At 42.0% G+C, this 26,851-nt stretch carries 17 protein-coding genes and 1 pseudogene; 13 read left to right on the forward strand and 5 right to left on the reverse strand.

Going from position 1 to position 26,851, the window contains the following annotated elements:
- Positions 1 to 2: 2 nt before the first annotated feature.
- The 4 genes from L5M29_RS02155 to L5M29_RS02170 form a co-directional block, all read right to left on the reverse strand.
- On the reverse strand, positions 3 to 2,189 hold the full coding sequence (locus L5M29_RS02155) for an OmcA/MtrC family decaheme c-type cytochrome (RefSeq protein ID WP_263165951.1): 2,187 nt from the start codon (positions 2,187 to 2,189) through the stop codon (positions 3 to 5).
- Between the two features lie 248 nt (positions 2,190 to 2,437).
- Entirely contained in the window at positions 2,438 to 4,357 is a 1,920-nt protein-coding gene (locus L5M29_RS02160) for an OmcA/MtrC family decaheme c-type cytochrome (protein WP_263165953.1), read from the reverse strand.
- Between the two features lie 35 nt (positions 4,358 to 4,392).
- Positions 4,393 to 6,543 carry an MtrB/PioB family decaheme-associated outer membrane protein gene (locus L5M29_RS02165; RefSeq protein WP_263165954.1) on the reverse strand — a complete coding sequence of 717 codons (2,151 nt, stop codon included), beginning with the start codon at positions 6,541 to 6,543 and terminating at the stop codon, positions 4,393 to 4,395.
- Positions 6,544 to 6,556: 13 nt separating this feature from the next.
- Positions 6,557 to 7,516: a DmsE family decaheme c-type cytochrome gene (locus tag L5M29_RS02170; RefSeq protein WP_263165956.1), complete on the reverse strand. Its 960-nt coding sequence runs from the start codon at positions 7,514 to 7,516 to the stop codon at positions 6,557 to 6,559.
- A 440-nt stretch (positions 7,517 to 7,956) separates the two neighbouring features.
- Between L5M29_RS02170 and L5M29_RS02175 the strand changes: the two genes are divergently transcribed.
- The 3 genes from L5M29_RS02175 to glnS all read left to right on the forward strand — a co-directional run bounded on the left by L5M29_RS02175 (position 7,957) and on the right by glnS (position 12,370).
- Positions 7,957 to 8,196 carry a ferrous iron transport protein A gene (locus tag L5M29_RS02175; protein ID WP_028760477.1) on the forward strand — a complete coding sequence of 80 codons (240 nt, stop codon included), beginning with the start codon at positions 7,957 to 7,959 and terminating at the stop codon, positions 8,194 to 8,196.
- Positions 8,189 to 10,483 (forward strand): Fe(2+) transporter permease subunit FeoB, encoded by a 2,295-nt coding sequence (feoB, locus tag L5M29_RS02180; protein ID WP_105252942.1) that lies wholly within the window; start codon positions 8,189 to 8,191, stop codon positions 10,481 to 10,483. The genes L5M29_RS02175 and feoB overlap by 8 nt, the downstream gene beginning before the upstream one ends.
- A gap of 216 nt (positions 10,484 to 10,699) precedes the next feature.
- A complete protein-coding gene (glnS, locus tag L5M29_RS02185; protein ID WP_263165957.1) occupies positions 10,700 to 12,370 on the forward strand; it encodes a glutamine--tRNA ligase in 1,671 nt (556 codons plus the stop codon).
- Between the two features lie 180 nt (positions 12,371 to 12,550).
- Here the strand turns inward: glnS and L5M29_RS02190 are convergent, their stop codons facing one another.
- Entirely contained in the window at positions 12,551 to 13,147 is a 597-nt protein-coding gene (locus L5M29_RS02190) for a Yip1 family protein (protein ID WP_105252940.1), read from the reverse strand.
- A gap of 283 nt (positions 13,148 to 13,430) precedes the next feature.
- On the opposite strand from L5M29_RS02190, the pseudogene miaE reads away from it, so the two are divergent.
- The 10 genes and pseudogenes from miaE to L5M29_RS02240 form a co-directional block, all read left to right on the forward strand.
- Positions 13,431 to 13,553 (forward strand): annotated as a pseudogene (gene miaE, locus L5M29_RS02195) (tRNA isopentenyl-2-thiomethyl-A-37 hydroxylase MiaE); the annotation flags it as partial.
- Between the two features lie 46 nt (positions 13,554 to 13,599).
- The gene (locus tag L5M29_RS02200; protein ID WP_263165959.1) at positions 13,600 to 15,240 is read left to right on the forward strand and encodes a recombinase family protein; all 1,641 of its coding nucleotides are present in this window, start codon (positions 13,600 to 13,602) and stop codon (positions 15,238 to 15,240) included.
- 207 nt (positions 15,241 to 15,447) lie between these two features.
- Positions 15,448 to 17,499, forward strand: coding sequence for a class I SAM-dependent DNA methyltransferase (locus L5M29_RS02205; protein WP_263165960.1), 2,052 nt, complete (start codon positions 15,448 to 15,450; stop codon positions 17,497 to 17,499).
- Positions 17,499 to 18,815 (forward strand): restriction endonuclease subunit S, encoded by a 1,317-nt coding sequence (locus L5M29_RS02210; RefSeq protein WP_263165961.1) that lies wholly within the window; start codon positions 17,499 to 17,501, stop codon positions 18,813 to 18,815. Before L5M29_RS02205 ends, L5M29_RS02210 begins: the two co-directional genes overlap by 1 nt.
- Entirely contained in the window at positions 18,815 to 19,657 is an 843-nt protein-coding gene (locus L5M29_RS02215; protein ID WP_263165963.1) for an FRG domain-containing protein, read from the forward strand. Before L5M29_RS02210 ends, L5M29_RS02215 begins: the two co-directional genes overlap by 1 nt.
- A 4-nt stretch (positions 19,658 to 19,661) precedes the next feature.
- A complete protein-coding gene (locus L5M29_RS02220; protein WP_263165965.1) occupies positions 19,662 to 21,518 on the forward strand; it encodes a DUF262 domain-containing protein in 1,857 nt (618 codons plus the stop codon).
- A 28-nt stretch (positions 21,519 to 21,546) separates the two neighbouring features.
- Positions 21,547 to 22,116, forward strand: coding sequence for a DUF2971 domain-containing protein (locus L5M29_RS02225; protein ID WP_263165966.1), 570 nt, complete (start codon positions 21,547 to 21,549; stop codon positions 22,114 to 22,116).
- A 5-nt stretch (positions 22,117 to 22,121) separates the two neighbouring features.
- Positions 22,122 to 22,826, forward strand: coding sequence for a hypothetical protein (locus L5M29_RS02230; protein WP_263165968.1), 705 nt, complete (start codon positions 22,122 to 22,124; stop codon positions 22,824 to 22,826).
- 20 nt (positions 22,827 to 22,846) lie between these two features.
- Positions 22,847 to 26,098 carry a type I restriction endonuclease subunit R gene (locus L5M29_RS02235; RefSeq protein ID WP_263165970.1) on the forward strand — a complete coding sequence of 1,084 codons (3,252 nt, stop codon included), beginning with the start codon at positions 22,847 to 22,849 and terminating at the stop codon, positions 26,096 to 26,098.
- 40 nt (positions 26,099 to 26,138) lie between these two features.
- A complete protein-coding gene (locus L5M29_RS02240; protein WP_263165972.1) occupies positions 26,139 to 26,726 on the forward strand; it encodes a hypothetical protein in 588 nt (195 codons plus the stop codon).
- Positions 26,727 to 26,851 lie beyond the last annotated feature (125 nt).

Here is a 26,851-nt window from a genome sequence, read left to right on the forward strand (position 1 = left end):
GTTTAGTTACCGTGGACTTCACTCAATTGAGCTGGTGTATGGCAAGTCGCACAACTTTCAGATGCACGGGTTTGCACATCGGCTGCACTAGTACCGTTTAAGATACCACCGTTAGCTTCAATATGAGATTTAGCGGCATCAGAGAGATATTTCTGGTGACAGCTTAAACATGCGCCAGCATCAGAAGAGACCCAAATATCGGTACCGTTATTGTTGATGTCACCAAAACGCCATGCACGTTCAGGTGCACGGCCTAAGGTAATACCTGTAATGACGTTTGATTTATCTACAGTATGACATGAAGCACAATCGGTTTTAAGTACAGTGCCTGATTGTACGCCTGCATATTTTAGATAATGGCCTTCACGTTCGTGAGCTTTCCAAGCAAAGCTAGTTGGGATTTTGCCACCTGGATAGCTTGAATCGGTTTTAAGGGTTTTGTCAGATGTATGACAGGCTTGGCAGTTTACACCATTGTCATAATGATGGATTTGTTGATTGTGACAGCCTTGGCATTTAGCTGTGTCAATAATTCCACGACGCACACCTGGTTTGGTACTTTGATCTGCAGCTGTGCCGTTCCAAACAAAATTGAATGGCGCTTCTTTTATCATAATTTTGCGCACATTTTCTGTCGTACAATCTGTCATTACAACATCAGCAACGCCGTAACCACCATTGTTGAAACAAGCTTCAAGAGTTGACCATAGTTCGAAAGTTTTTCCTACTGCGTCTGCAGGAAATACCATTTTACTAGCAGTTAACGAATAAATTTTGCTAGCAGGATCAAATGTACCTTCCGACAATGCAACTCGACGAGAAGAGGCTGAAGCATATTCGGGGTAGTTCTTATCACTATCCCATGCAATAAGCACTCTACTGGACTGATTTATTAAGGTTTTATCTACAGCACTACCAGAGCCATCTAATATTTGAACTTTGAATGTTAGTTTGCCATTGATATCAGCAGTAATGTCAGTGAATTTCACGCTCATTGCTTCTGCGTCTTTATATGCTTTCAACACATCGCCATGACGTTTAGCCGCACTGCCTGTTCCACCGTAGGGTTGAGTTGCATTATGACAGGCAACACAGTCATTGCTGCTGTGGTGAGCAGATGGTTTTTCAGTGTGACAACCAATACAGGCTTGATTACTTAAATCAGCCTTAAATAGATCGGCATTAGCTGGCGCGTTCGTTCCTTCTACGTGACAGGCTGCACAATCCGCGGCAGGTTTTAATGGGAAACCAACCTTGCCATAGTCAATGACTTTACCGCCATACCCCACAATTTTATATGGTGCAGGAACTTCCGCTCCAGTTTCATCATAGGTATGACGTTCGCCACCTTTATGGATAGCATGAATCATGTAAGTAAATTCAATGCTATTGCCTGATTCAGGGTCACCAGATGTTGCCGTATGGCAAGATGCACAGTTCTCAATATCAACTCTGCGGCCGCCGTGTAACTCTAAACTTTCTGGTTGGTGACAGGTGTAACAGGCTGTTATTGAAACAACGTTACGTGTTTGGATTCCTTCTGTTTTACCTGTTGAAGGCTGCCAGTCAAAATGTGCGTTTGCTGAAAGTTGTGGTAACTCAAGCTCTAAGGTTGCACGTTGAGTCGCTTCAGCGCTGTAAGTGATGGCTAAGGGCTCAGTGACATTGACGATATTGGCTTGATAGGTATAACTGTAGTTGCCATCACCATGATCGACTAAACATGTATCACACTTGGCTGCAGCTTCAACGTTGGCTTGATATTGAGCGGATGGATTGAGGTTATCCACGCCAGAAGGCACTGTGCCAGGTTCTTTTTTCGTATTGATATAGGCTTGCCATTGGTAACCGCGGTCAGCGGGTTTTGCTGGATCTTCTGTTGCTACTGTTACGTGGCTAAGTTGCGCAATACCAAAGCGAATGTCGTGATCTTTATTCAAGCCAAGTACAGCCACACCATTCGCATTTTCTAATGTGAAATTAACAGTCACTTTACCTGCATCGACTGTGGCGTTAGTGAAACTTGCTTTCAGTGTAGGAGTTGAATCGATATTAACACCGACAACGCCAGGTTTTCCGTCTTCACCATCTTTACCGTCACTACCACCGCAACCGGCGAGTAGTAGAGAGAGTAAACCGGCACCCAACATCGCTTTTGTTGCGGTATTGAAATTGAACCGTTTCATCATGATATTTCCCTGCAATAGTTGTAATCATCATCAAACGCTTAGCAAATAAGAATAAATCTCATTACCCGCATAAGATGTGTGGAATTAGTTTTCCATCTGTAAGGCTAACTAAGTCACTGGTATTTATCAGTCACTTTAGGCGGGTAATGTGACTGAGATCTGACTATTTCTTTAGGAGTAGATGGCTGCATCGTATGAGTTCCTTTTATATCTGCAGTTGCTGGCCTTTTTAGGCCAGCATCATAGGGTTAGTCTATTGGATGCACTTTCAACACGTCCGCGACTCCGCCCTGCCCATGACAGAAAGCACAGGTTTCAGTTCCAGCGGTTGCATCGGATTTTGTACCTGCAAAAACAGCACCTTGCTGCGCCATGTGGTTATGAGTGCTGGTATCTGAATGGCAGTTGCTACACACAGCGGCAATTGGGCTGGTAAAAGTGCCGTTATTGAGGGCAAGGGGTTGCACCGCTGAATTTAAGGGGAGGGCGACGGTAGAAATTCCCGCAGTATCGTTAACATGGCATTGGGCACAGTTACCGATTTTTCCTGGGTAGTTTAGGCTTTCAAACCCTGTGAATTGACTGGTGTGAATACCGTGGATCAGCTGCTTAAAGTCAAATGACGTGATTGAAGGATTGGCTGCCGTCGCATCGGCCAGCATATTGGCGTTATGGCATAGCTGGCATTGACCATCGAGATCGTTACGTGAGCCGTGAATATTCAGTTTTTGATCACCATGGCAATTACCGCAGCTTGTATTACTGACAACAGTGCGGCGACCCGTACTGCTTAATGCTGCCATATCAAAATAACTGTGGCTGGATTTAATCACTAACACTTCCGCCAGTTCAGTCGTGCAATCAACCAGTACTTTATCTTTGGCACAGACTCTGCCTTGAATCGCAAGTCCACCATGATCCGTTTCAGTGCCTGCTGGCACGGTAAGGCCCGCTATCGTATAGGTATAAATGCCATTAGAGCCTGATATGGGTGTGGATTCCGGCAGTTTAATCGAGCGAGCTGAACGGGTCGCATAATCAAAACTGGTTCCCCAGTTGGCATATATCCTTAAATCATTGATAAATTTTAGCTTATTGGCACTTTCGCTATACACAGTTCCTGTGGCTGGATTCATTAGTTTAACCGCAACAGTGACCGTGCCATTGGCATCCATACTGGCGCTGGTGATACTTGGGCTAAATTGCATCAATGCCGCGTTTTTAGCTTCATCACTGTGTACGCTTGCGGTCCAGTCGGCATTATGACACGCCACGCAGTTACTGTTATCTGTTTGCACTGGGTGTCCTTCGCCTGCGGGGAAATTGATCTGTGTATGACAGGCACCACAGGCTTGTATGGTCGGGATTCTGCGCCAGTTTTGCTGTTCGGTTAACTCAGCCTTATCGACGTGACAGGTTTGGCAGTCACTAATGGGTTGCGGGAAGCCGGTTAAATGTTTGCTGTGGATCATTTGTGGGAAAATATCCGCAGGGTTACTGACTTTTTTGCTGTTATGGCAGGTGACGCAGGTTTCGATTTGATTATATCTACTGCCATGGAAAGCTAGATTACTGTGGCAACTATTACAGGTCTCTATTGTGACTAAGTTGCGGGTGTAAGCGACATTACTACCTGAAGATTGCCAGTCATAATGCTGATTGGTTATAGGTAAGGGCGTGTTATCGGCAAGTTTATCGCCGCCAATTTTGACCACCATTCTTTGGGTCGCTTCGGGCATAAACGTCACTCCATTCATGCCATTAAATGCGGCGCTGAAGGTATAACTGTAGTGACCGTTTTTATGATCTGTGAGACTGCCTGGGCAAGTTGCCGCGCAGGTTTCAGCGGTAAAGTGCTGCCATTCACTGCTATTCCCCGCGCCTGTATAACCTTGGGGGAGAAGCTGCGCAGCAATAAATGTCGCCGATGGGATACCAATCACGGCTTCATCATCTTGATTGCTCACTTGAAAATCCACTTGAGCAATGCCATCTGTCATCGCGACTTTATCGACCATGATGTTAAGGTTAGTTATCGTTAATGCAGGCGGTTTCGCAGGCTCACCGGGATTACCATCTTGGCCGTTATCACCGCCACAGGCGCTTAATAGGGAGACTAAGGCCAGCATAAGACTGAATTGAGTGCGAATTTTTGCAAACTTGTTCATATTTCTATCCTTGGAATGCGCTGTCAGTGCCTAAGTTACATTTGGTAGCTTAAGGTCAAGCCTAAGTAGTGAGCGTTGTAGTCGTGGCCCATATCACCAAAACTGAGTACGTTGGGAATCGTGTCCCAGCTTGTGCCTTGGTTTTGCCAGTTAGCATCTTGATATTTTTCGAATAACCAATCGACGCGCAGCGACATACTGTCGGCAAACTTATATTTGGCATAGGCATTAATATTGTGTTTGCGGGCGTAAAAATCGCCATAGGGACTGGTGATGCCGTAGGTCACTTCTGTATCACTCTGTCCATCGGAATAGCTGTAATCCAAACCAATATCGAGGTGATGATCGAACAGGTTTTGATAACTAAGCCCTGCACCAATCAAGGTCGATTTTTCCTCGGCAGTGCTGTACCAATCGGGTGTCGAGAAGGAATTACTGCCCGCTTGGTCTGAATCGCGCCAATCTTGGTTAACAAAGGCGGTTAAATTGAGGTCACTGCTCAGCATATATTGGGCTGACAAGTCGTAACCGAGATAGGACACCTTTGTTAGACCTACTAGGGTATGATGATAGTCGTCATTAATACTGTGTAAGCTGGCACCAAGAGATAGACCAATGTCGCTCTGATAATCCGTGTGTAAGGTGACTTTCTGTCTTTTTCTATCGGCAAGGTAGGATTTACGTAGCCAAGGATTACTTGAACTTTGAGTGGTTGCGACGGGATGATATTCACTGCCATCTCGCTCTAGTGCTTCTCCTTTCAACCAAGCTGACCATGCGGGCGAATAGCGATAACTCAGTTTAGCAAACACGCCAGATTCATCGATGGATTGGCGGTCGAGTTCGGCATAATCGTTTTCATTATGGCTGTAACCCGCTTCGGCATAAGCCGCTGAGGTAAAACGGTATTTGCTTTTAAGTTCGAGTTTTTTGGTGCGCTTATCATAAAGGCTATTTTGGGCTGTGCCTTGATTAATACTGTCGGTGATGATCTGCGGAAAGGCTAATTTGGCCGTTTTGTTATCTCTGTCTTGGTAGTTATAACTTGCCTGTACACTTAAGTCTTGGGTGATCCGGCCTGAATATTTAAGGATCATCTCAATAATATCCACTTGGCCATCTAAGGTATCGGCAGGCAGGACGGGCGATGGGCCATTGATGGTGGCTGGAATAAAGGCGTCATCTTGGGTCATGCGACTAAAGCCTGCGTGCATCAATACATTTTGACCATTTGCCCCCCCTGAGGCTTCTGCGGCAACTCGGTAGGCTTTATTGTCGGGGTCGACCGCATTCTGGCCTAAGTATGCTGCGCCAAAGGTGGGTGTGTAGGCAGACTGCCACAGCATGGCTTGGTGATCATTTTTATATTGGCTGATTTGGCTATTGATGCCAGCTTGCCAGCCTGAACCGTTAAAATAAATTCTCGCATCGACTTCATCAGTACTGTCATCAATCGGTTGGGCTAGCATAACGCTATTGGTGAGTATATTGGCACTGGTCTTTTTTGCGCCACTGCGGTCTTCATGCTGATAGTTTAGCGAGGCTTTGTAGTGACTGTTATTGTCACCTTCAGGTGATATTTTGCCAGCGTAGTAACCACCGATACTAAAGCGATCACGTTGAATACTTAAATCTTGGCTAACAAGGCTGCTCTGTAACATAGGCATAGATTGCGTTGTGCCGCCTGTTATCCAGTTATCGGGCAATAATATTTTATCTTGCACTGAGGTATAGGGGCTTTTGAGTTGATTATGGTTATAGTTTGCTAAGCCTCTATAACCCAAGTTGATTTGATAGTTTCCCGGCCTTCCGGTTGTGAGCATGGCAGATCCAGCGTCAAAGCCTAACTTGTCCGCGACCAGCTCGGTTTGATAACCCGTCTGCGTTTTGTACATCATATCCGCACCGACGGCGCCAACGAGACCATCATTATCTGTCCCTGTGCGGTTACCGAAACGGCTGTCCTCACTATCGTTGTAAGCGAGGCTGGCACTGACATTGCCAATATGACCTGTCTTAAGTTGGCATTGCTTACAGCTCCATGCCTCGGTCTTTATGTTACTTCGATTCGCTTCTTGCAGCTCATAACCTTCGGCGTGTGCTTGAGTCAAAACACCGCTTATCGCCCAAGCCAGCAAAGTGAGGGAGAAATAAGCGCTAGGGTGGGACATTTTAGCTGTTCGCATGATCATTCCCTTGTTATCTCTGTAGTAATTTGCCAGAAGGATGGTTAGAGCCATGCACTTGTCCGTGACAATTCATACAGGAATTACCAGAAGTGAAGGCATTGGTTTGATTGCCAAAATAGGCATTACTGCTATGGCCATCCGAAGCGTGACACTGCTGACACAGTTGTGGCGGTTTGCTGATCAGCATGGCTTCGTTCACGCTGCCATGGGGATTGTGGCAATTAGCGCAGTTGTCGGTGACGGGGGCATGTTCCCACAGTTTAGGGCCGCGTTTTTCGGCATGACAGCTATAGCAATTTTCATTAACACTCATTTGCTTCAAGCTTGAATCGTTTAAACTGCCGTGGGGATTATGGCAGTCACTGCACACCATTTGTTGCCACTGTAATGGATGCGCCGAGCGCTTGTGCATATCGGCTTTTTGTTGGGTATGGCATTGGGTACAAATGGCGACTTCATTGGCTTTATCGCTGATAGGATCTTTTGCGGTATGCACTTGATGGCAGCTGCTACAGGCGACATCGGCGTTATCGTGGTGATTGCCTTTCCATGCGGTACGTTGACTGTCATTGTGGCAACTCATGCAGACACTGTTTTGCTTTTGCGCGGGAACAGGGGAGTTAGCGCCAAAGGTGATCATCGGCTCTTTGCCACCTTTGTTATGATTCCCTAAAGGGCCGTGGCAGGCTTCGCACTGCAAATCGGCCATGGGTGAATCTTTCACATTGGGGTTGCCATGAACCCCCTCAAATATTGCCATCACCACGGCACTTTTTTTGTGGCACATCAGGCAAGTATCAGCGCCTTTAGCGGAATACTTACCTTCGGCGAATTTTTTGTCTAATGTCGCAACAACTTCTTCTGGTTTTTTGTCATCCCAAGGGGTCGCTGAGGCCGAAACGCTTGCGATTGATAACAAAATACATAGCATAGCCTTAGCTATGCTTCTGAACTTTAGCCCTATTTCCATGGTTATGTTTTCCCGAGTGCATTTATATTTGTTATTTTTACGCTTTCGATATTGCTAATTTAGCTTATTGAGCTCGGTTAATATTAGAACAAGTGTGTGACACGTGCTTAACATTGCGTGGTCTTTTCACTGTAAAGAAGGATGATTTTACAGGCGATATAGATTAAGTGTGATTTTGATCACACTTGCTTCGGGTGGGATTTGTTTACAGCGTTTTGACTTCTGTGCATCGCTTGATAGTCACTAATGCTAAGGTGCGGATTTTTATTTTCGGTTGGTCGTTTATTCATTGGAATTTTTATCACATAATACCCAACACAATTGAAAACTATTATCGTTACCAATCAAAAATCTTGATCTAGGTAAAGTTATTAGTGTCATCGCTCGGTTACAATGGGCGCAGTTTTTCGAGCTGAACCTGTTGCAAGGTGGAATACGTAATGAAGTTAAGCGAACTCAGTCCCGGCGATCGCGGTCTTATTTCTGAAGTGGGGCGTTTGGCGCTGCCACAAACCGTGAAGCGCAAGTTGTTGTCCATGGGGATCACGCCAAATACGCGTTTTTTATTGATCCGATACGCACCTATGGGTTCTGGTCTCGAACTGGATATTCGTGGTAGTAAACTTTGTATGCGCAGAGATTTGGCAGACATCATTGAGGTGGAAAAGACGAATGGCTAAGCAGTTTCATTGCGTCACAGTAGGAAACCCTAACGCGGGTAAATCTACACTCTTTAACGCGCTAACAGGCGCAAATCAGCAAGTGGGTAACTGGTCTGGTGTTACGGTCGAAAAAAAGACTGGTCATTTCACCTTAAACGGTGCTGACGTCTATCTGACAGACTTACCGGGTATTTACGATCTTCTTCCGGCGGGTAATAGTTGCGATTGTTCACTTGATGAGCAAATTGCGCAGCAATACCTTGCCGAGCAACGTGTCGATGGCATTATCAATTTAGTTGATGCCACTAATATCGAACGTCACTTATATCTCACAGCCCAATTACGTGAACTCGCTATCCCTATGGTGGTGGTGCTGAATAAAATTGATTCGGCTGTCAAACGTGGGATTAAAGTCGATCTAAAGAAAATGAGCCAAGAGCTTGGTTGCCCTGTGATTGGCGTGTGTTCGCGAGATCCTGCCGATGTCGCTAAAGTGCAGGCACAGGTACTCGATTTACTTCAAGGCCGAGTCTCAGAAGCCCCATTAGTGCTTCATTATGATGAACAAATTGAAGCGGGCGTGCAGTTACTCTGCAGCAAAGATGCCCAATTAAGTCGCGGCCGCGCTTTGGCTATGCTAGGTAATGGTTCAGGTTGTGGTAGCTGTAAAAATGCTGAACTGCAGGATGAAGTGAATTCCTGTACTCAGATTATTGCTCAGCAAGGCCATGATATTGAAGTGATGGTGGCGACCACGCGCTTTAATTTCGTTGAACAAGTCTTTCAAGGTTCAGTGAAAGAGTCAGGGTTCCTCACCCTCAGTGACAAATTAGATAAACTCGTTTTACATCCTGTGCTTGGCATTCCTGTGTTCTTGTTTGTGATGTATTTGATGTTTATGTTCAGCATTAATATTGGCAGTGCTTTTATTGATTTCTTTGATGTTTTTGCTGGCGCATTGTTTGTCGATCACTTCGGTTCATTCTTGACGAGCATGGGCTCTCCGGCTTGGCTGGTCACTATCTTAGCGGGCGGTGTCGGCCAAGGCATTCAAACCGTATCAACCTTTATTCCTGTTATTGCGGCGCTTTTCCTCGGTTTGTCGATCCTCGAAAGTTCTGGCTACATGGCACGCGCTGCATTTGTGGTTGACGGTTTAATGCGTCGTATTGGCCTGCCTGGTAAAGCATTCGTTCCTATGATTGTCGGGTTTGGTTGTTCAGTGCCTGCAATTATGGCTACGCGAACCTTAGGCAGTGAGCGTGAGCGTATTGTGACAGGGATGATGGCACCATTTATGTCCTGTGGTGCACGTCTTCCGGTTTATGCACTATTTGCGGCGGCTTTCTTCCCTGATTCAGGTCAGAATTTAGTCTTCTTGCTGTATATTATTGGTATCTTTGCCGCTATCGGTACGGGTTTATTACTCAGAAGCACTTTATTACCCGGCAGCAGTAGCGCTGTGGTGATGGAGCTGCCAAGTTATGAACTACCTAAGCTGAAAGCTGTTATGGTTCGTACAGGTAAACGCACTAAGAGTTTTATATTAGGCGCAGGTAAAACGATTGTTCTAGTTGTGACCTTATTGAACTTCATTAATGCTATTGGTGTTGATGGTACATTTGGCCATGAAGATAGCCAAGCATCACTCCTAAGTGTCGCGAGTCAAAAAATTACGCCTATCTTCTCGCCTATGGGCATAGAGCAGGATAACTGGCCTGCAACCGTCGGTATTATCACGGGTATTTTCGCTAAAGAAGCGGTTGTTGGTACCTTAAACAGTCTATACAGCAGCGCGGCGCCGACAGATGAAGAGCTTGCACCATTGAGCGAAAGCTTTAATGCGGCTCTGGCAACGATTCCAGCTAACTTGTTTGGTTTAGATCTTGAAGATCCGCTTAAACTGTCGGTCGGTGATTTAACCAATAAAGAAACCGTGGCTGAAGAACAAGGTGTTGCGACATCGACTTTTGGTGCTTTACAAGCAGGTTTTAGTGGTAAAGTTGCGGCTTTCTCCTACTTGCTGTTTATCTTACTTTATACTCCTTGTGTTGCGGCAATGGGCGCCTTAGTGCATGAGTTTGGTTCTCGGTGGGCGACGTTTGCGGCAACGTGGACTTTCTCACTGGCTTATGGTTCTGCAACGGTAGTTTATCAAGCCGCTACCTTTACGCAGCACCCAGTTCAATCAAGTCTGTGGATTGGTTTCTTCTTGTTTGCATTAGCCGCTTTTTATCTGTGGTTGAAACGTAAGGGTAAAAGAAGCCAGCAGATTATTCCTGGGATCCGCATTATCACCGAGTAAGATTTACTGAGTCGGCGTGACTGAATAATAAATGTCAGCTTAGTTAGGTCAAAGATAAAAGCAGCTTTCATGGCTGCTTTTATTGTTTTACTATCGCGGTTATAACCCCAAACAGTCAAAAACCAGAGTTTTTAACCCTAGGCATTGTAACTAGTGGTGATCTGTAGGATCATGCTGGTTTTCTTAAAATTGCCATTGTTCGCAAAGAGGAATTCCATGAGTCATGTGGACACTGAAGTACGTCCGAGTAACTTTATTCGTAATATCATAGATGAAGATTTACAAAGCGGTAAGCACACGAGTGTACAGACTCGTTTCCCGCCGGAACCGAATGGCTATCTTCATATTGGTCATGCTAAATCTATCTGCTTAAATTTTGGGATAGCGCGAGACTATAACGGTCTGTGTAATTTACGTTTTGACGATACTAATCCTGAAAAAGAAGACATTGATTATGTGAATTCTATTCAGGCGGATGTGCGTTGGCTTGGATTCCAGTGGGATGGTGATGTTCGCTATTCATCAAACTATTTTGATCAGTTACATCAATATGCGGTTGAACTGATTAATAAAGGTTTGGCTTATGTGTGTTTTTTGAATGCGGATGAAACCCGCGAATACCGTGGCACGTTAAAAGAGCCAGGTAAAAACAGTCCTTTCCGCGACACATCAGTCGAAGAGAACCTCGCCTTATTCGCTAAGATGCGCGACGGTGGTTTTAAAGAAGGTGAGTGTGCGCTGCGTGCCAAAATTGATATGGCGTCGCCATTCATGTGTATGCGTGATCCTATCATCTACCGTATTCGTTTTGCCCATCATCATCAAACAGGTGACAAGTGGTGCATTTACCCAATGTACGACTTCACGCACTGTATTTCTGATGCGTTAGAACATATTACCCACTCTTTATGTACATTAGAGTTCCAAGACAACCGTCGTTTATACGATTGGGTGTTGGATAATTTGAACGACTTTCAAGCGCCGAATCGTACTCGTCAATACGAGTTTTCTCGCTTAAATCTCGAATATACCTTGATGTCTAAACGTAAGCTGAACGACCTTGTGACCCGTAAACTCGTGTCAGGTTGGGATGACCCACGTATGCCAACGATTGCAGGCTTACGTCGCCGTGGTTATACACCGGCGTCAATTCGCGAGTTTTGTCAACGTATCGGCGTGACTAAGCAAGAGAATATGATTGAAGTCGGCATGTTAGATGCGTGTATTCGTGAAGAATTGAACGAACATGCACCGCGTGCGATGGCCGTATTACGTCCATTGAAAGTCATCATCGAAAACTATGCTGAAGGTGAGCTTGAATACATTCAAGCGGCCGCTCATCCAAATGATGAGAGCATGGGGACGCGTGAATTAGCCTTTGGCCGTGAAATATTGATTGATGTGGCTGACTTTAGAGAAGAAGCCAACAAACAATACAAACGTTTGGTAGCAGGTAAAGAAGTGCGTTTACGTAATGCTTATGTGATTAAAGCTGAACGTTGTGACAAAGACAGCGAAGGTAATATCACGACGGTTTACTGTACTTATGATCCTGAAACTTTAGGTAAAAACCCTGCTGATGGCCGTAAAGTTAAAGGCGTGATCCATTGGGTTGAGGCATCTACAGCTAAGCCTGCTGAATTCCGTCTCTATCAGCGTTTATTTACCGATCCTAATCCTGCTGCGGCAGAGACTGTGGATGAAGTGTTAAACCCTGAATCATTGATCGTTGTACAAGGTTTTGCAGAAGCAAGCCTAGTGAATGCACCTGCGGAACAAGCCTATCAGTTTGAGCGTGAAGGCTATTTCTGCGCTGACAGCAAAGATTCATCGCCGGATAATTTAGTGTTTAACTTAACCGTAGCGCTGCGTGATTCTTTCGAGTGATTTTGCTTAAGTGGAGCTGTTTGACTGAATGAGTAAAACAGATCTGCTAACTCGCTCAGAGCGTTAATTAAACCCAAAAAAGAAGGCCTTTACGGCCTTCTTTTTTATTTTCTGCTACAAATTCAATTGCGACGCAGAGCTTGAGTTGCTGTTGATTAAATTTGTGATGAATTAAAATGGTTATTGGTACATAGGACCAAAGCCTAAGCTCCATAAAATGACACTAGTTGCCATTAGCCCCACCAAGAGTACTAAGCCTGCAGTCACCATAGAGCTGGCGTAGATAAAACCTTTCTCTTCAGGGATATTCATAATGATAGGCACCCCAGCGTACAGTAAATACACTGAGTAGGCTAAACCAATCAACCCTACTATCATGATAAACCATAGCACTGGATATAATGCGGCTAAACCGACCATAAACAACGGGGTTGCAGTGTAGGACGCGAGCTCTAATGCTTGGGTGTAAGTTGGGTTAGCATCGAAGGTTTTTGCCATCCAATAGGCTAAATAGGCAAGGGCGAATACGCCTGCAATCAGGCCTAAATACATGCCTGCGGACATAAACAGGGCGCTTTGTGGCGTAAGGTAAATAGGATCGCCAGCGCCAGGATTCCAGCCAATGTAAGCCGTAGCTATATAGCTGCACACCGCCGGAATTAAGGCGATAAGTACTACATGGCTTAAGCTACTTTTTAGTGCCTCATGGTTTTTTTCAATTGTTTGCCACTCTTGTTTTGGATGAGTGTATAGCCCCATTAAGTGATTCAGTATCATTATAATTATCCTTGTTCAGCATTGATGAATGGCTCGCCAAACGTCAGACGAGCTGATAACAGCTCTACAATCGAGGTTAAAATGGTGTCCTGTCTTTTTATCCATCGATTGGTTACACATAGAGAAGTGAGAGGCTGTGTGATCAGGATCTCAGTTCTTTAGAGTGTAGATTATTTATTGAACAAAAAGTTCAGCGCGTCAAGTTTACTTAAGCCTAATGCTATAGCTTATGAGTAAATATGCGTAAAATAGCGCGATATTCAGAATGATATTGAGTGAGTCCATGCTGCAACTTCTTGCCCCCATCCACGCATTTCTTCACTGTGAAACACCGCAAACTTGGATTGATGTCGCGATAAAATCAGATTCCTTGGATGAGTTGCTGATCGACCATTGTAACTGTGAGTACTGTGGTAAGGTGTGCATACGAACTTTTTGAATGGTCGATTAATATGAAAAATCTTACTAAAGTGTATTTATATCAGCGTTTCAGTAGTCCTAAGCAGGAGTTGGGTAGCTCATTGTACCGACAAGGAGACGAGCAGCGAGCGTGGCTTGAGAGAAATAAAGATTGGGCTGTTGAAGCTGGATTGTATGAAGATAAAGGATTGTCTGGGCATACAGGAGCACATTTAGATAAAGGTTCCTTAGGTCGTCTTGTTAATGATATTGAAATAGGGCGAGTAAGGCATGGTTCTATTATTCTAGTAGAACGTTTTTCACGCCTTTCTCGAATGAAGGTATCTGAAACTCAAGAGTTATTGCGGAAGATCTGGAAAGCTGGAGTAACCATTGTAACTGCGAAGGATGATGCAAGATATGGCCCCGAAGGAGAAGATGATCTTGGGATACAAGTTAAGCTTCTGGTTGAAATTCACGGTGCTTTTTCTGAGTCTCAAAATCGTAAAGAACGAGTATTAGGTAGTTACAATAAACGAAGAGATGAAGCTCGAAAAGGTATTACTCCAAATATCAGAAAACCATTTTGGTTGAATAGTGATGGTACTGTTAACGATAAGCATGTCGTTATTAAAGATATGTTTGAGCTATATCTTTCTGGAAATGGGCAACGAAATATCCTAAATCAGCTGAAGGACAAGTATCCTGATTTGCTAGAAGTTCAAAGGATGAACCCGTCAACAGTTATCAAGTGGATCACATCTGATGTTGTTCTGGGTTACTGGCGAATCAACGAAGTTGAGCGTTATAAAGTTTATAAAGCTGCTGTGGATGAGTCGATTTATTACAAGGCTCAAACTGTACATGAAAAGCGTCTACATAAAAATGTAAACCCTAACCGAGAGTGGCATCTCAGCGGTTTAGTGCAATGTGGCCACTGTGGAAATGGATGTTCGATTCAAAAGTCGAAACATTCTTGGCCAGTATTGCGCTGCAGTTACAAGCAACGTCTGGCTAGAAATGCATGTAGTTCTAAAGGAATATTCCCTTACCTGTTGCCTTTATATTTTTTTAGGTCAAACCTTGAACACTTCTTTTTAGCTAGGTTAATGGAGTTAAGTCAAAATGAAAAAGCTAACTTAACTGTTTCAAAGTTAGATATCGAAATAATCAAGTGCAATGAGAAACTACAAGTTCTTGAAAATAAGCTGCTGAGTTCTGAAAACGAGATGATAAACTCGTTACTTAAAGTTATGGAAAAGATCACCGCGCAACTAAATGAATTAAAAGGACAAAGAGAAGAGGCATATAGTATAGCTACAGGTAATAGCATACTTAACTGGGTAGACTTGAAAGATATAACCAGTGATTCAAAACGACTTAATCTATTATTCCAACGACTAGACTCAAAGATGGTGATTAAAGATGATGAAGTTTCATTTGACCATGGGGACTTAAGAAAAACGATTAAATATCTTGGTTACTCCAGAAAAGATGAAGCTTACCGTATTGAGAAGAACTACGCTGACATGGGCGATCTAGAAGATGAACATGCTGTTATCTTCATTGATGACCAGATTGTGGCTTATGATGAATTAGCAAATATGTTGGAAAAAATGGGGGAAGTGACGCAACTAGAAGCAAATATCAAAGTATTGACTAATTTGCACCCTAAGCAAGTGATTATCGATTAGAGCCATAGCCTTTAGTCCTTTTGCCTTTCATCTGTGAACGCCTGCTTATCAAGTAGGCATTTTTTGTCGTATTTTATTGTATTCGATACCTAATTTGTGATTAAAAGCATCAGTTTTTTGATGAGAAATAGGCAAATTGTGATATCGTCTGTGGATTAAGTTGCCGTGTACAGGCATTGCAGCACTTTTCATTACTGGACGATATTTATGGCTGATAACTTCTCTTCTACCGCAGCGTTTCTCTGGTCGGTGGCCGACCTTCTTCGTGGAGACTTCAAGCAATCACAATATGGACGGATCATTTTACCGTTCACGCTGCTAAGACGTTTAGAGTGTGTGCTTGAGTCAAGTAAATCCGACGTGTTAGCCAAATATGAAGCCGTAAAAGCCATGCCCTTTGAGGCGCAAGATAAACTACTCACTCACGCCGCCAAACACAGTTTTTACAATACTTCTAAGATGGATTTAAACCGCCTTGGTGAAACAGGCGTTGCCAGTAACTTAGAAAGTTATATTCAATCATTCAGCCCAAATGCGCGCGAGATTTTTGAGCATTTTGACTTTTTTAATACCATCGATAAATTAGCAGAAGCAGATTTACTGTATAAAGTAGCCAAACGCTTTGCCACAACAGACTTACACCCTGACAATATTAGTAACTATGGCATGGGTTTAGTGTTTGAAGAGTTAATTAGACGTTTTGCTGAAAGCTCCAATGAAACCGCGGGTGAGCACTTTACCCCAAGGGATATTGTGCGTTTAACCACTTCATTAGTATTCAGTAACGATGATGATGTGCTGACTCAAGCGGGGTTAGTGCGCTCTATCTATGACCCAACAGCAGGAACAGGTGGTTTCTTATCGTCAGGTATGGAATATGTTCATGAGCTAAATGAAAAGGCTTCATTGTCAGCCTTTGGTCAAGAGCTTAACCCAGAATCATACGCCATCTGTAAAGCCGATATGCTGATTAAAGGGCAAAAGGTCGATAACATTAAATTAGGTAATACCCTATCTAATGATCAACTACGTGCTGATAAATTTGACTATATGCTATCAAACCCTCCATTTGGTGTAGATTGGAAGAAAATCGAAAAGTTCATCAATGATGAGCGGAACGAAAAAGGCTTTGAAGGTCGTTTTGGTGCAGGTTTACCACGAGTATCTGACGGTTCGCTATTATTCTTAATGCACCTCGTCAGTAAAATGCGTCCGCAGCATGAAGGTGGTTCACGTATCGGTATTATCTTGAATGGCTCACCACTGTTTACAGGTGGCGCAGGAAGTGGTGAAAGTGAAATTAGACGCTACATTCTTGAAAATGACCTACTTGAAGCCATTGTTGCACTCCCTACCGATATGTTCTACAACACGGGCATTGCTACTTATGTTTGGGTGTTATCCAGCCATAAGCCAGCTAATCGTAAAGGTAAAGTGCAGCTTATTAACGCATCAAAAGAACGTGCTAAAACAGGCGGTCGTGGGCGCAGTGGTGGCGGTGAATCTGATGAAGAAGTTGAAAATGTATTTTATCAAGCGATGCGTAAATCGTTAGGCAGTAAACGCAAAGAACTGACCGAAGAAAGTATTGATATTATCGTTAAAACCTATGGTCAATTTGTTGAAAATGATTTTAGTAAGATTTTTGATTACAAAGCATTTGGCTATCGCAGAATTACCGTTGAGCGTCCACTTCAATTGACTATTTACCCAAAAGACGCACTACGTCTTGAAGCCTTGCAAGCCGATAACGCTTGGTTAAAAATGGATGAAACTACCCAACAAGTCATTCTTGATGCCCTCACTTCCTTTGAACAAGATAAATACTTGTCTCGTGATAAGTTCCTCAAGCAATTAAAAACCAAACTAGAAAGCGCAGCCAAAGCAGTCAAACTCAGCGCTGTTCAGTTAAAACTAATCGTCAAACATCTTGGCGAGCACGATGACGAAGCTGAAGTATGTAAAACAAAAGGTCAGATTGAAGCCAACCCAGAGCTACGCGATAACGAGAACGTGCCACTGACCGAAACCGTTGCAGATTACTTTGCCCGTGAAGTGCTACCGCACGTACCTGATGCGTGGATTGATGAGAGTAAGACTGATGAAAAAGACGGTGAAGTCGGTATTGTCGGTTATGAAATCCCCTTCAACCGCCATTTCTATATTTATGAACCACCAAGAGCATTAGAAGCAATTGATGCTGATTTGGATGCAGTGTCGGCTGAAATTATGCGTTTGCTAAACGAGGTGCATTCATAATGGGGTATTCATTTCAAAAATACACAGAATACAGAAATATAAATGATTTAGCTTTTGATGAAATACCTGTTGCTTGGAAATTACAAAAAGTTAAACATCTCTTTAAAATTGGAAGAGGTCGAGTCATATCACAAGAAGAGTTAGATGATAATGGGGTATTTCCAGTTTATTCTTCTCAAACTCAAAATAATGGTTGCCTAGGTTATATCCATACTTATGATTTTGATTGTAAACAAATCACATGGACAACCGATGGCGCAAATGCAGGAACAGTATTTTTACGTGAAGGTAAGCATAACTGTACTAATGTTTGTGGAACGTTGAAACCAATCAAAAGTAACTTGAATTACCATTTTTATCTCTATTTATTACAATACGTTACTCAGTTTCATAAGCGTCCTGATACAAATGGTGCAAAGATAATGAATGGTGAAATGGCATCTATTTCATTATGTATTCCATCTGATACAGAACAACAAAAAATCGCCAACTTCCTCGATCACGAAACCACCAAGATCGACACCTTAATCGCCAAGCAAGAAAAGCTGATTGAGCTGTTAAAAGAAAAGCGCCAAGCGGTTATCTCTCACGCAGTGACCAAAGGCATCTCTTATAAAGGGCAGCCAAACGCACCAATGAAAGACTCTGGTGTGGAATGGTTGGGCGAAGTACCTGAGCATTGGAAAATATCAAGCTTAAAGTATTTTGCTTCAATCCAAGGTGGATATGCCTTTAATAGTAATGAATTTGTTGATAATGGAGTTCAGATATTAAGAATAGGAAACGTTTACCAAAATAGACTGGCTCTAGGCCGACAACCCACTTTTGTAAACGATACTCTCTACAACCAACTACCAGAGTTCAGGGTCACAAAAGGTGATATTTTGATGTCTTTGACTGGTACTTTAGGTAAAAGAGATTATGGTTTCGCAGTCAAAGTAGATCTAGATGGCCACTACTTACTCAACCAGCGTGTTGCAAAACTAACTCCAGTTAGTCAAAAAATCACTCGAAGCTTCTTGCTGAATGTGCTTTGGTCTGAATCTTATCTCACTCAACTATATGCGTTACCGTCAGGAACTAAGCAAGCAAACTTATCTAATAGTGATGTACTTCGAATTGTAGTTGCAGTTCCGCCATCAAAAGAGGAACAACAAGAAGTTGCTCTTTATGTGGAAGAAAAATTAGCGAAACTTGACGATTTAACGAAACTAGCAACAGAAGCTATATTGTTGATGAAAGAACGCAAAACAGCCCTTATCTCAGCAGCGGTAACAGGCAAAATTGACGTTCGCAATTGGAAAGGTGACTGCTAATGGCTGGCGCTGTATCCGTACAAAAACTATCTACATTTATTGGGCATATCTCTGATATTAAAAAGAAGCCAGATCACACTCTGTTTTTCCGAGGTCACGCAGATACTGAATATCTAGCTCAACCATCCATTTTCCGTTCTATTCCTGATAGTGAAACCGCAGCTAAATATATCGACAAAGAAGAACAACTATTTCACGATATGATTATGCGTTGCCCTGAAGACTTTGCTAATTGTTCATCAGCATTTGATTTTCTGGTAAAAATGCAGCATTACGGGTTACCGACACGACTACTAGATATCACAAGTAATCCTCTTGTTGCTTTGTATTTTGCGTGTTGCTCGTTGTCTGGAACAGGCAAAAACAGTAAGACTGGTGAAGTGCTCATTTACCAAGTCCCTGATAAAGACATCAAGTTTTATGATAGTGATACGGTTTCTGTCATTAGTAACTTTGCTAAACTACAAAGTAACTTCGACAAAAATAACAGAATTGACCGAAAGCGCTATATCCACACAATAAAAGCAGAAAAGCCTTACTTTGAGGACGATATTGTAGAGGATGATCTACATAGAGTTATCTGCGTGAAACCGAAGTTAGATAACAAACGTATTATCAAACAAAGTGGCGCATTTCTATTATTTGGTATGGGAAGAAGCACAGGGCATCAAAAGGTAACAGCAGCTAAAATACCTGATGAGTTTAATTCAGCCTCAATTAATCGGATAAATATCTCCGCATCATTTAAATCAAAAATCATTGATGAGTTGAAAAGTGTCGCTATCTCTGAAGCAACTCTTTTCCCTGAAATTGACAGTGTTGCGCGATTTTTAAAGGGATAAGTAATTGAGTAGATTAGAAAACAAAATCGAAGCCAATAACCGTTCTATCTTAGAGGTACTGGACAACAAAAAATACACGGTTGATTACTATCAACGAGAGTATAGCTGGGAGCAAACTCATATTGAGCAACTTGTGACTGATTTATCAAGTGCATTTTTAGATAACTATGACTCTGCTCATCAACGACAAGATGTTGCTGACTATAACAGTTATTATTTAGGCCCATTTGTATTAAGTGAGAAGTCAGGTAAGCGCAGTATTATTGATGGTCAGCAACGCTTGACATCACTCACGCTATTTCTTATCTATTTAAACAATAAACAGAAAGAGATTGGTTTGAATGAAGCGATTTCAGGAATGATTTTTTCTGAGAAATTTGGTCAAAAATCTTTCAATATTGATGTCCCAGAACGTACTGCTTGTTTAGATGCATTGTTTAACAAAGGTGAATATACCCCCCCCGAAGATGCTGATGCCTCAACACTAAATATGGCTGCGCGTTATCAAAATATTTGCGATGCATTCCCTGTTGATAGAATTGATAAACACGTTTTACCGCTTTTTTTAGATTGGTTAAGAGAACTTGTGGTTCTGGTTGAAATTGTGGCTTATAGCGATGAAAACGCCTACACCATTTTTGAAACAATGAACGACAGAGGGATGAACCTCACGCCAACAGAAATGTTAAAAGGCTTCTTGCTATCAAAGTATCGTAATGATGCAAAGCGACATCAGTCTAATGATTTCTGGAAACAAACCATTATTGACCTAAAAGCTTTCGATAAGGAAGAAGATCAACGTTTTATTCAGGCGTGGCTAAGAGCAAAGTATGCCGAATCAATCCGCCAGAGTAAGGCTGGCTCACTCAACGAAGACTTTGAAAAAATTGGTACTCGTTTCCACAACTGGGTGAGAGATAACTTATCTCGTATGAACCTTGCTAAAGCGGGTGAAAATGAGTTTGATGCCTTCATCAATACAGAGTTCAAATACTATGTGAATGCGTATAAACGCCTTCGCAAAGCAGAAGAAACTATTACGCCTGAACTCGATTCAATTCATTACATCTACCAGTGGGGTATCGCAACCTCTCTGAGCTACCCTTTGATGCTTGCGCCACTAAAAACAACAGATTCCATTGATTTAGCAAATAAAAAAATGAACTTAGTGGCAAAGTACATTGATATCTTCTGTGTTCGTAGAACCATTAACTTCCGAAATTTTTCAGCCAGCTCGATTCGCTACACTATGTACAATTTGGTTAAAGAAATACGTAACAAAGATTACAGCGAGTTACTCACCATTTTTGATAAAAAGCTGGATGAAATAGATGAGCAATGGGGTGGCTTTGACTGGTTCCGTCTACACGGACAAAATGGTCGTTTTGTTAAATACTTACTTTCACGCTTATCAGGTTATGTAGATGGTTTAGCTGGTGCAAACACCGACTTTGCTACGTACTATCACGCTGCCAATGGCAAGCCTTTTGAGATTGAGCATTTATGGGCAAACAACTTTGAAAACCATACAGACGAGTTTGAGCAAAAAAATGATTTTGACGATGCTCGCAATAGTATTGGCGCACTGGTTCTACTACCACGAGGAACAAATCAATCATACAGTGATAAACCTTATGTAGAGAAGCTTCCTCACTACATTAAAGAAAATTTGCTGGTGAAGTCTTTGCATCCGCTGACATATGAGAACAACCCGAACTTCAATAAGCTTTCATCTTGCAATGGATTGGCATTTAAAGCTCACCCAGAAATGAAAACGGCTGATATCAAAGAGCGGTGTGATTTGTATCGTCAGATAGCAGAGCAAATATGGTGCTTGGAGGACTCTCTTGATTCTGTATAAGTTTCGTTCGTTGGAGAACTTTCAATTTGTGTTAGACATATTGATTAACCAACGAATGTATGCAGCGGCATTCGATACGATGAATGACCCAATGGAAGGCTTCTATACTTCAGACGAAGATATTCCTCAAACATCAATTGAAGCACTTGAACAACATCAAAAGTCGCTAAAGTTCTGTTCTTTATCGAAATACTACAATAACCCTCTTATGTGGGCGCATTATGGTAATGGTTGTCGTGGTGTAGCCATTGGGGTTGAGTTCAAAGAATCTGACGATATGCGTGAAGTGATCTATGGTTCCCATTCACACCTTATTGCGTCAAAGCCAACAACTATTGAAAGGGCAAAGGATGTATTGAGCTTTAAAGCTGATTTTTGGCAGTATGAAGATGAAATAAGAGTTTTTGCGGAGAAAGGAATCTTTATTCCCGTTAAAGTGAAAGAACTAATTTTTGGAGAACGCGCGGATAGAACGCAAAGATCTTTACTGAAAAAAATTGTACAAGCTGCTAATCCATCAGTTGAGATTATCGAATGGGATGACTCAATGTCATACGTTCACTCACAACCAGTTTATAAGACTAAAATAGATGAGTAGATATAATGAACAATAGCACTGAGCTAACAGCTGCTATAGATAATGATGAAGGACTAAAATCAAAGAGGAAACTATTAACCGTTACCTCTTTAATTCTACTAGGCCTTTCTTTTTCTGGTGCAACAATTGATGAAGCAAACACATTCATCTTCAAGATTAAGTTCGCCAATCAAAATGGGTTAGGAATTTTGCTAGTATTATCAATTGTTTTTTTGATGGTTAGATATTACAACTATGCAAAACTATACCATGACAAGCTCTACAAACTTTGGTCTGACCGATTAGTGAATAGATCTTTTTTCTACTCTCGAAGCCCTTATGATGATCAAGATGGTGGAATAGTAGCTGATAGTCGATGCTCAGAGTTAAATGCAGGCTTAAGCTTAGATGGCAGTGTTAGACGATGGGAACACAACTATGTATGTGGTCTGCCATTTACCCGCTTTATAGTTCATTACTGGGGATATAATGATTGCAACGATGAAGACCGAATGGACAGTGTTAATATTTTTACTAAATTTGGTCTTCAAGTCTATCTACGTTGTTTATGGTTAGAAGCCAAAGAGCAAATAAGATCTTTTTTCACCCATCGAGAAAACCTTGATATTTTAGCGCCATATGTGCTTGGATGTTTAGCTATTGGCAGCTATTACTTCAATACCGAATTGATGAGTTTATTAAATTTTATTTCGCCACAGACCAGTAAATAGATGTCAGGGAAGAATTAGTAATGTCAGATGTAGCACAAGAAAAAATATTTCAAAACGACATCCTTGACCAGATGCAATCTCACGGTTGGCTGCTAGGTGAGTCGAAAAAATACAACAGACAATTAGCACTTTATCCTGAAGATGTGATTGCTTTTGCCAAGGCAACACAACCTGAGCAATGGGATAAACTATCAAAGCACTATCCAGACACTGACCGTAATCCGACAGCTACCGCTGATGCGTTACTTAAATCATTAGAACGTGATTTAAAAGCGAAAGGTACGTTATGGGTATTGCGTAACCAGATAAAAGATCGGGGCGCTAAGTTTACTCTTTGTAGTTTCAAGCCAGATCATGATTTAAACCCTGATGCGTTGATTCGTTATCAGCAAAACATTCTGCGGGTTGTGCCTGAGCTAGTTTACTCACCTAATGGCTATGACGGTCGGTTAGATTTAACCTTGTTTGTGAACGGAATTCCCGTTGCGACTTGTGAGCTTAAATCAGAGTTTAAGCAGTCGATTAACAACGCCAAAGTCCAGTACATGAAGGATAGGCAACCTAAAGATCCTATAACTAAAAAACCAGAGCCACTATTAACCTTTAAACGGGGTGCATTGGTTCACTTTGCGATAAGCCAATATAACGTGGCTATGACTACACGCTTGGCGGGTAAAAAGACCTACTTTTTACCGTTTGACCAAGGCACCGCTGATGGTGGTCAAGGTAACGATATCCCTGCAAATGAAAGTGAATATGCAACCGCTTATCTTTGGAATGAAATCTTCCAGAAAGATAATTTGTTGTTGATTTTAAGCCGTTATATTCATCTTGAAGTGAAAGATGAAGAGCAATTAGACGGGTCGATCCAAACTAAAGAAACCCTGATTTTTCCTCGTTACCACCAATGGGCGGTAGTATCTAAACTTCTGAACACCCTTGATATTGAAGGTACTGGACAAAAATACCTTATTCAGCACAGTGCAGGTAGCGGCAAATCTAATTCGATTGCGTGGCTCGCACATCAACTTGCGTCAAAACACTATAGTTCGCCTGCGATAGAAAGCGATCACCCTGAACTGGGTAAAAAAGTCGGTGATAAGGTGTTTGACTCTGTAATTGTGATTACTGACAGAACGGTACTTGATAGCCAGTTACAAGATACGATTTATCAGTTTGACCATAATGAAGGCATGATTGCACGTGTTAATCGTGAAGAATCACAAGGCAGTAAATCAAGCCAATTAGCTGGAGAATTAAAAGCCAGCACATCAATCATTATTGTAACAATTCAAACTTTCCCACATGTTTTAGAAGCCATTCGTCAAGACTCTACGCTGGCTGGTCGAAGCTTTGCGGTTATTGCTGATGAAGCGCACTCAAGCCAAACGGGAACTACAGCTCGAAAACTCCGTGAAGTGTTAATGTCAGAGCAACTTGAAGGGGATGAAGAGCTAGACAGTGAAGATATGCTGCGTTTATCGCTTGAAGCGCGTAAAGGCTCAAACAACATCAGCTATTTTGCATTTACGGCTACGCCTAAGGCTAAGACGTTAGAGCTATTTGGCCGCAGACCTGATCTGGACTCCCCTGTAAGTGATACCAATAAACCGTTGGCATTCCATGTTTATTCAATGCGCCAAGCCATTGAAGAAGGCTTTATTCTGGATGTGTTACAGAATTACACCAGTTATCGAGTGGCTTATCAGTTAGCACATGAACACCCTGAAACCGACCATGAAGTAGATAGTAAAAAAGCCGCTTCCAAAATGGCTAAATGGATAAGGTTACATCCATACAATATCAGCCAGAAAGTGGAAACCATCATTGAGCACTTCAATAGTAAAATTAAACACTTACTAGGTGGTGAAGCAAAGGCTATGGTGGTAACCAGTAGCCGTTTAGAAGCGGTGCGTTATAAATTAGCGTTTGAAAAGTATGTACAAACTAAAGGCTACAAGAATATCAATGCAATGGTGGCGTTTTCGGGGGAGGTGAATGATCCTGATTTGCCTGATCAACCATTTACTGAAAATAACATGAACCCAAACTTGCGTGGTAGGGATATGCGCAAAGCATTTGATACTACGGATTATCAGGTTATGTTAGTAGCCAATAAATTTCAAACTGGCTTTGATCAACCCAAATTAGTCGCTATGTACGTTGATAAGCCCTTAAAAGGTGTTGAGTGTATTCAAACGTTATCAAGGTTAAACCGCACATTTAAAGGCAAGGATATGACCTTTGTGCTCGATTTTGTGAACAATCCCGAGGATGTATTAAAAGAGTTTAAAGTTTATTTTGAAACGGCTGAACTTTCAGGCGTGTCAGATCCTAATATTGTTTATGAAATCATGGATAAACTTGCAAAGGTCGGCATTTACCAGTGGTTTGAAGTGGAAGCATTTGTCACTGCCTATAACAGTAAACATGCCAGCCAAGCAAAACTGGCTAACCTCTGTAAAGCACCTGTTGAACGCTTTGCTGTACGCTACAAAGAGGCGACGATTGTGTTGCAGACTGCACAGGCCGAGCTTTCAAAAGCGAAAATGGTACAGAATGATAAAGCGATTAAGTTTGCTGAAAACAGCGTGAAACATGCAAAAGAAGCCCGAGATATTTTAGAGGTGTTTAAGAAAGATTTAATTTCATTCTATCGCTATTACGAGTTTAGCTCTCAGATAGTTGATTTTAATGACTACGACCTAGAAAAACTGAGCATCTTTGCTAAGCATCTACATCCATTGTTACGCTTTGATATGCTGGAGGATGATGTCGATCTTTCTGATGTTGTGATGACACATTACCGTTTGCATGAACAGCGTGAAGCGAACTTGCAGTTAGGAACAAAAATAGGTGAAGAGCCTAAGTCTTATTTAGCGCCGAGTAAGGAAGGCGCTGGCGCGGCACCTAAAGATCCGAAAACTGAGCTATTGAATGAAATTATCGCTCGAATGAACGATTTGTTTGTTGAAGATGGTTTATCTGAAACCGATATGATCAACTATGCAAATACCATAGCGGGTAAAGTATCTGAAAATGAAATCGTCATGGATCAGTTGCGCAATAATACTAAAGAACAAGCCATGTTAGGCCAGTTTCCAGAGTCAATTAATACCGCAGTGATTGAAAGTATGGGCATTCATGAGCAAATGGCAATGAAGGTATTGTCCAATGAAGCCGTTGCGAGAGGCTTTGCAGGCTTGATGTTTGACATGCTGATGAAGGGCTTGGGGAAGAGTGAAACAGCCTTTGACTCTTTAAAATCATAAGACTAAATATTGCTATTTATTTACAATTATAGAGGTGATGATGTTTAATGGTATAAGAGTTTTTGACACTATATTAAACTCAAGAAATACAAAGGATACTGTTTCTAGAAATTCAGCCGACTTTTGGAAAGTATATTGTCAGGCATCAGGCTGGCAATTTAGCCATGAGAGGCTTCACTCTTTAGCCGATTTTAAGTATTTCATGTCCAGAAAAATCAAAGAAGATGTCATTATTTTTTCTGGTCATGGTTCTGATGGGAAAGAAGCAGAAGAAGGTTTTCATTTTTCAAATGGTGACGTATTTTTTGGACAGGAAGATGTAAAGATCCATGCTAAAAATTATGGCAAAATAGTCATATTTTCATCGTGTTTAATCGGTAAAAACAAAGTTTTGTCAGAAGCGTTAAAGGATTCATTTAATGCAAAGGCATTGTTTGCCTATAAACACTTGATGTTGGATAAATATTGTTTTCTGAACGAATCAATATTGCTTTCAGCGATTGAACATCAATTTGAGCGTGGGAAGTCGTTCACTAAAAACACATTTAATGGTTTTTTAAGTAATACTGAGTTTTTAAAAAACATGAATGAGAAAGGAGTGAGATCTCACCCGATGGCGATGTATTAAACATTCTGGCTAATTCAATTGGGTATATAATTCCAGAAAATCCTATTGATATGGACACAACACCAGACAGTAAATGGTGTATCTATGCTTGAAACGCTAAAGTGATCTTACTGAGTTCCAAAGTT

Origin of the sequence: Shewanella sp. SM95, from assembly GCF_025653595.1 — a bacterium.
Taxonomy (GTDB): domain Bacteria; phylum Pseudomonadota; class Gammaproteobacteria; order Enterobacterales; family Shewanellaceae; genus Shewanella; species Shewanella oncorhynchi.

What these genes read in the sequence shown, in the direction of transcription:
- L5M29_RS02205 (WP_263165960.1), top strand. Translation starts at nt 15,448, where the DNA reads ATGGCTGATAACTTCTCTTCTACCGCAGCGTTTCTCTGGTCGGTGGCC.
- L5M29_RS02155 (WP_263165951.1), bottom strand. Translation starts at nt 2,189, where the DNA reads ATGATGAAACGGTTCAATTTCAATACCGCAACAAAAGCGATGTTGGGT.
- L5M29_RS02175 (WP_028760477.1), top strand. Translation starts at nt 7,957, where the DNA reads ATGAAGTTAAGCGAACTCAGTCCCGGCGATCGCGGTCTTATTTCTGAA.
- L5M29_RS02200 (WP_263165959.1), top strand. Translation starts at nt 13,600, where the DNA reads ATGAAAAATCTTACTAAAGTGTATTTATATCAGCGTTTCAGTAGTCCT.
- L5M29_RS02235 (WP_263165970.1), top strand. Translation starts at nt 22,847, where the DNA reads ATGTCAGATGTAGCACAAGAAAAAATATTTCAAAACGACATCCTTGAC.
- L5M29_RS02160 (WP_263165953.1), bottom strand. Translation starts at nt 4,357, where the DNA reads ATGAACAAGTTTGCAAAAATTCGCACTCAATTCAGTCTTATGCTGGCC.
- feoB (WP_105252942.1), top strand. Translation starts at nt 8,189, where the DNA reads ATGGCTAAGCAGTTTCATTGCGTCACAGTAGGAAACCCTAACGCGGGT.
- L5M29_RS02230 (WP_263165968.1), top strand. Translation starts at nt 22,122, where the DNA reads ATGAACAATAGCACTGAGCTAACAGCTGCTATAGATAATGATGAAGGA.
- L5M29_RS02240 (WP_263165972.1), top strand. Translation starts at nt 26,139, where the DNA reads ATGTTTAATGGTATAAGAGTTTTTGACACTATATTAAACTCAAGAAAT.
- L5M29_RS02170 (WP_263165956.1), bottom strand. Translation starts at nt 7,516, where the DNA reads ATGGAAATAGGGCTAAAGTTCAGAAGCATAGCTAAGGCTATGCTATGT.
- L5M29_RS02165 (WP_263165954.1), bottom strand. Translation starts at nt 6,543, where the DNA reads ATGCGAACAGCTAAAATGTCCCACCCTAGCGCTTATTTCTCCCTCACT.
- L5M29_RS02215 (WP_263165963.1), top strand. Translation starts at nt 18,815, where the DNA reads ATGGCTGGCGCTGTATCCGTACAAAAACTATCTACATTTATTGGGCAT.
- L5M29_RS02210 (WP_263165961.1), top strand. Translation starts at nt 17,499, where the DNA reads ATGGGGTATTCATTTCAAAAATACACAGAATACAGAAATATAAATGAT.
- L5M29_RS02190 (WP_105252940.1), bottom strand. Translation starts at nt 13,147, where the DNA reads ATGATACTGAATCACTTAATGGGGCTATACACTCATCCAAAACAAGAG.
- glnS (WP_263165957.1), top strand. Translation starts at nt 10,700, where the DNA reads ATGAGTCATGTGGACACTGAAGTACGTCCGAGTAACTTTATTCGTAAT.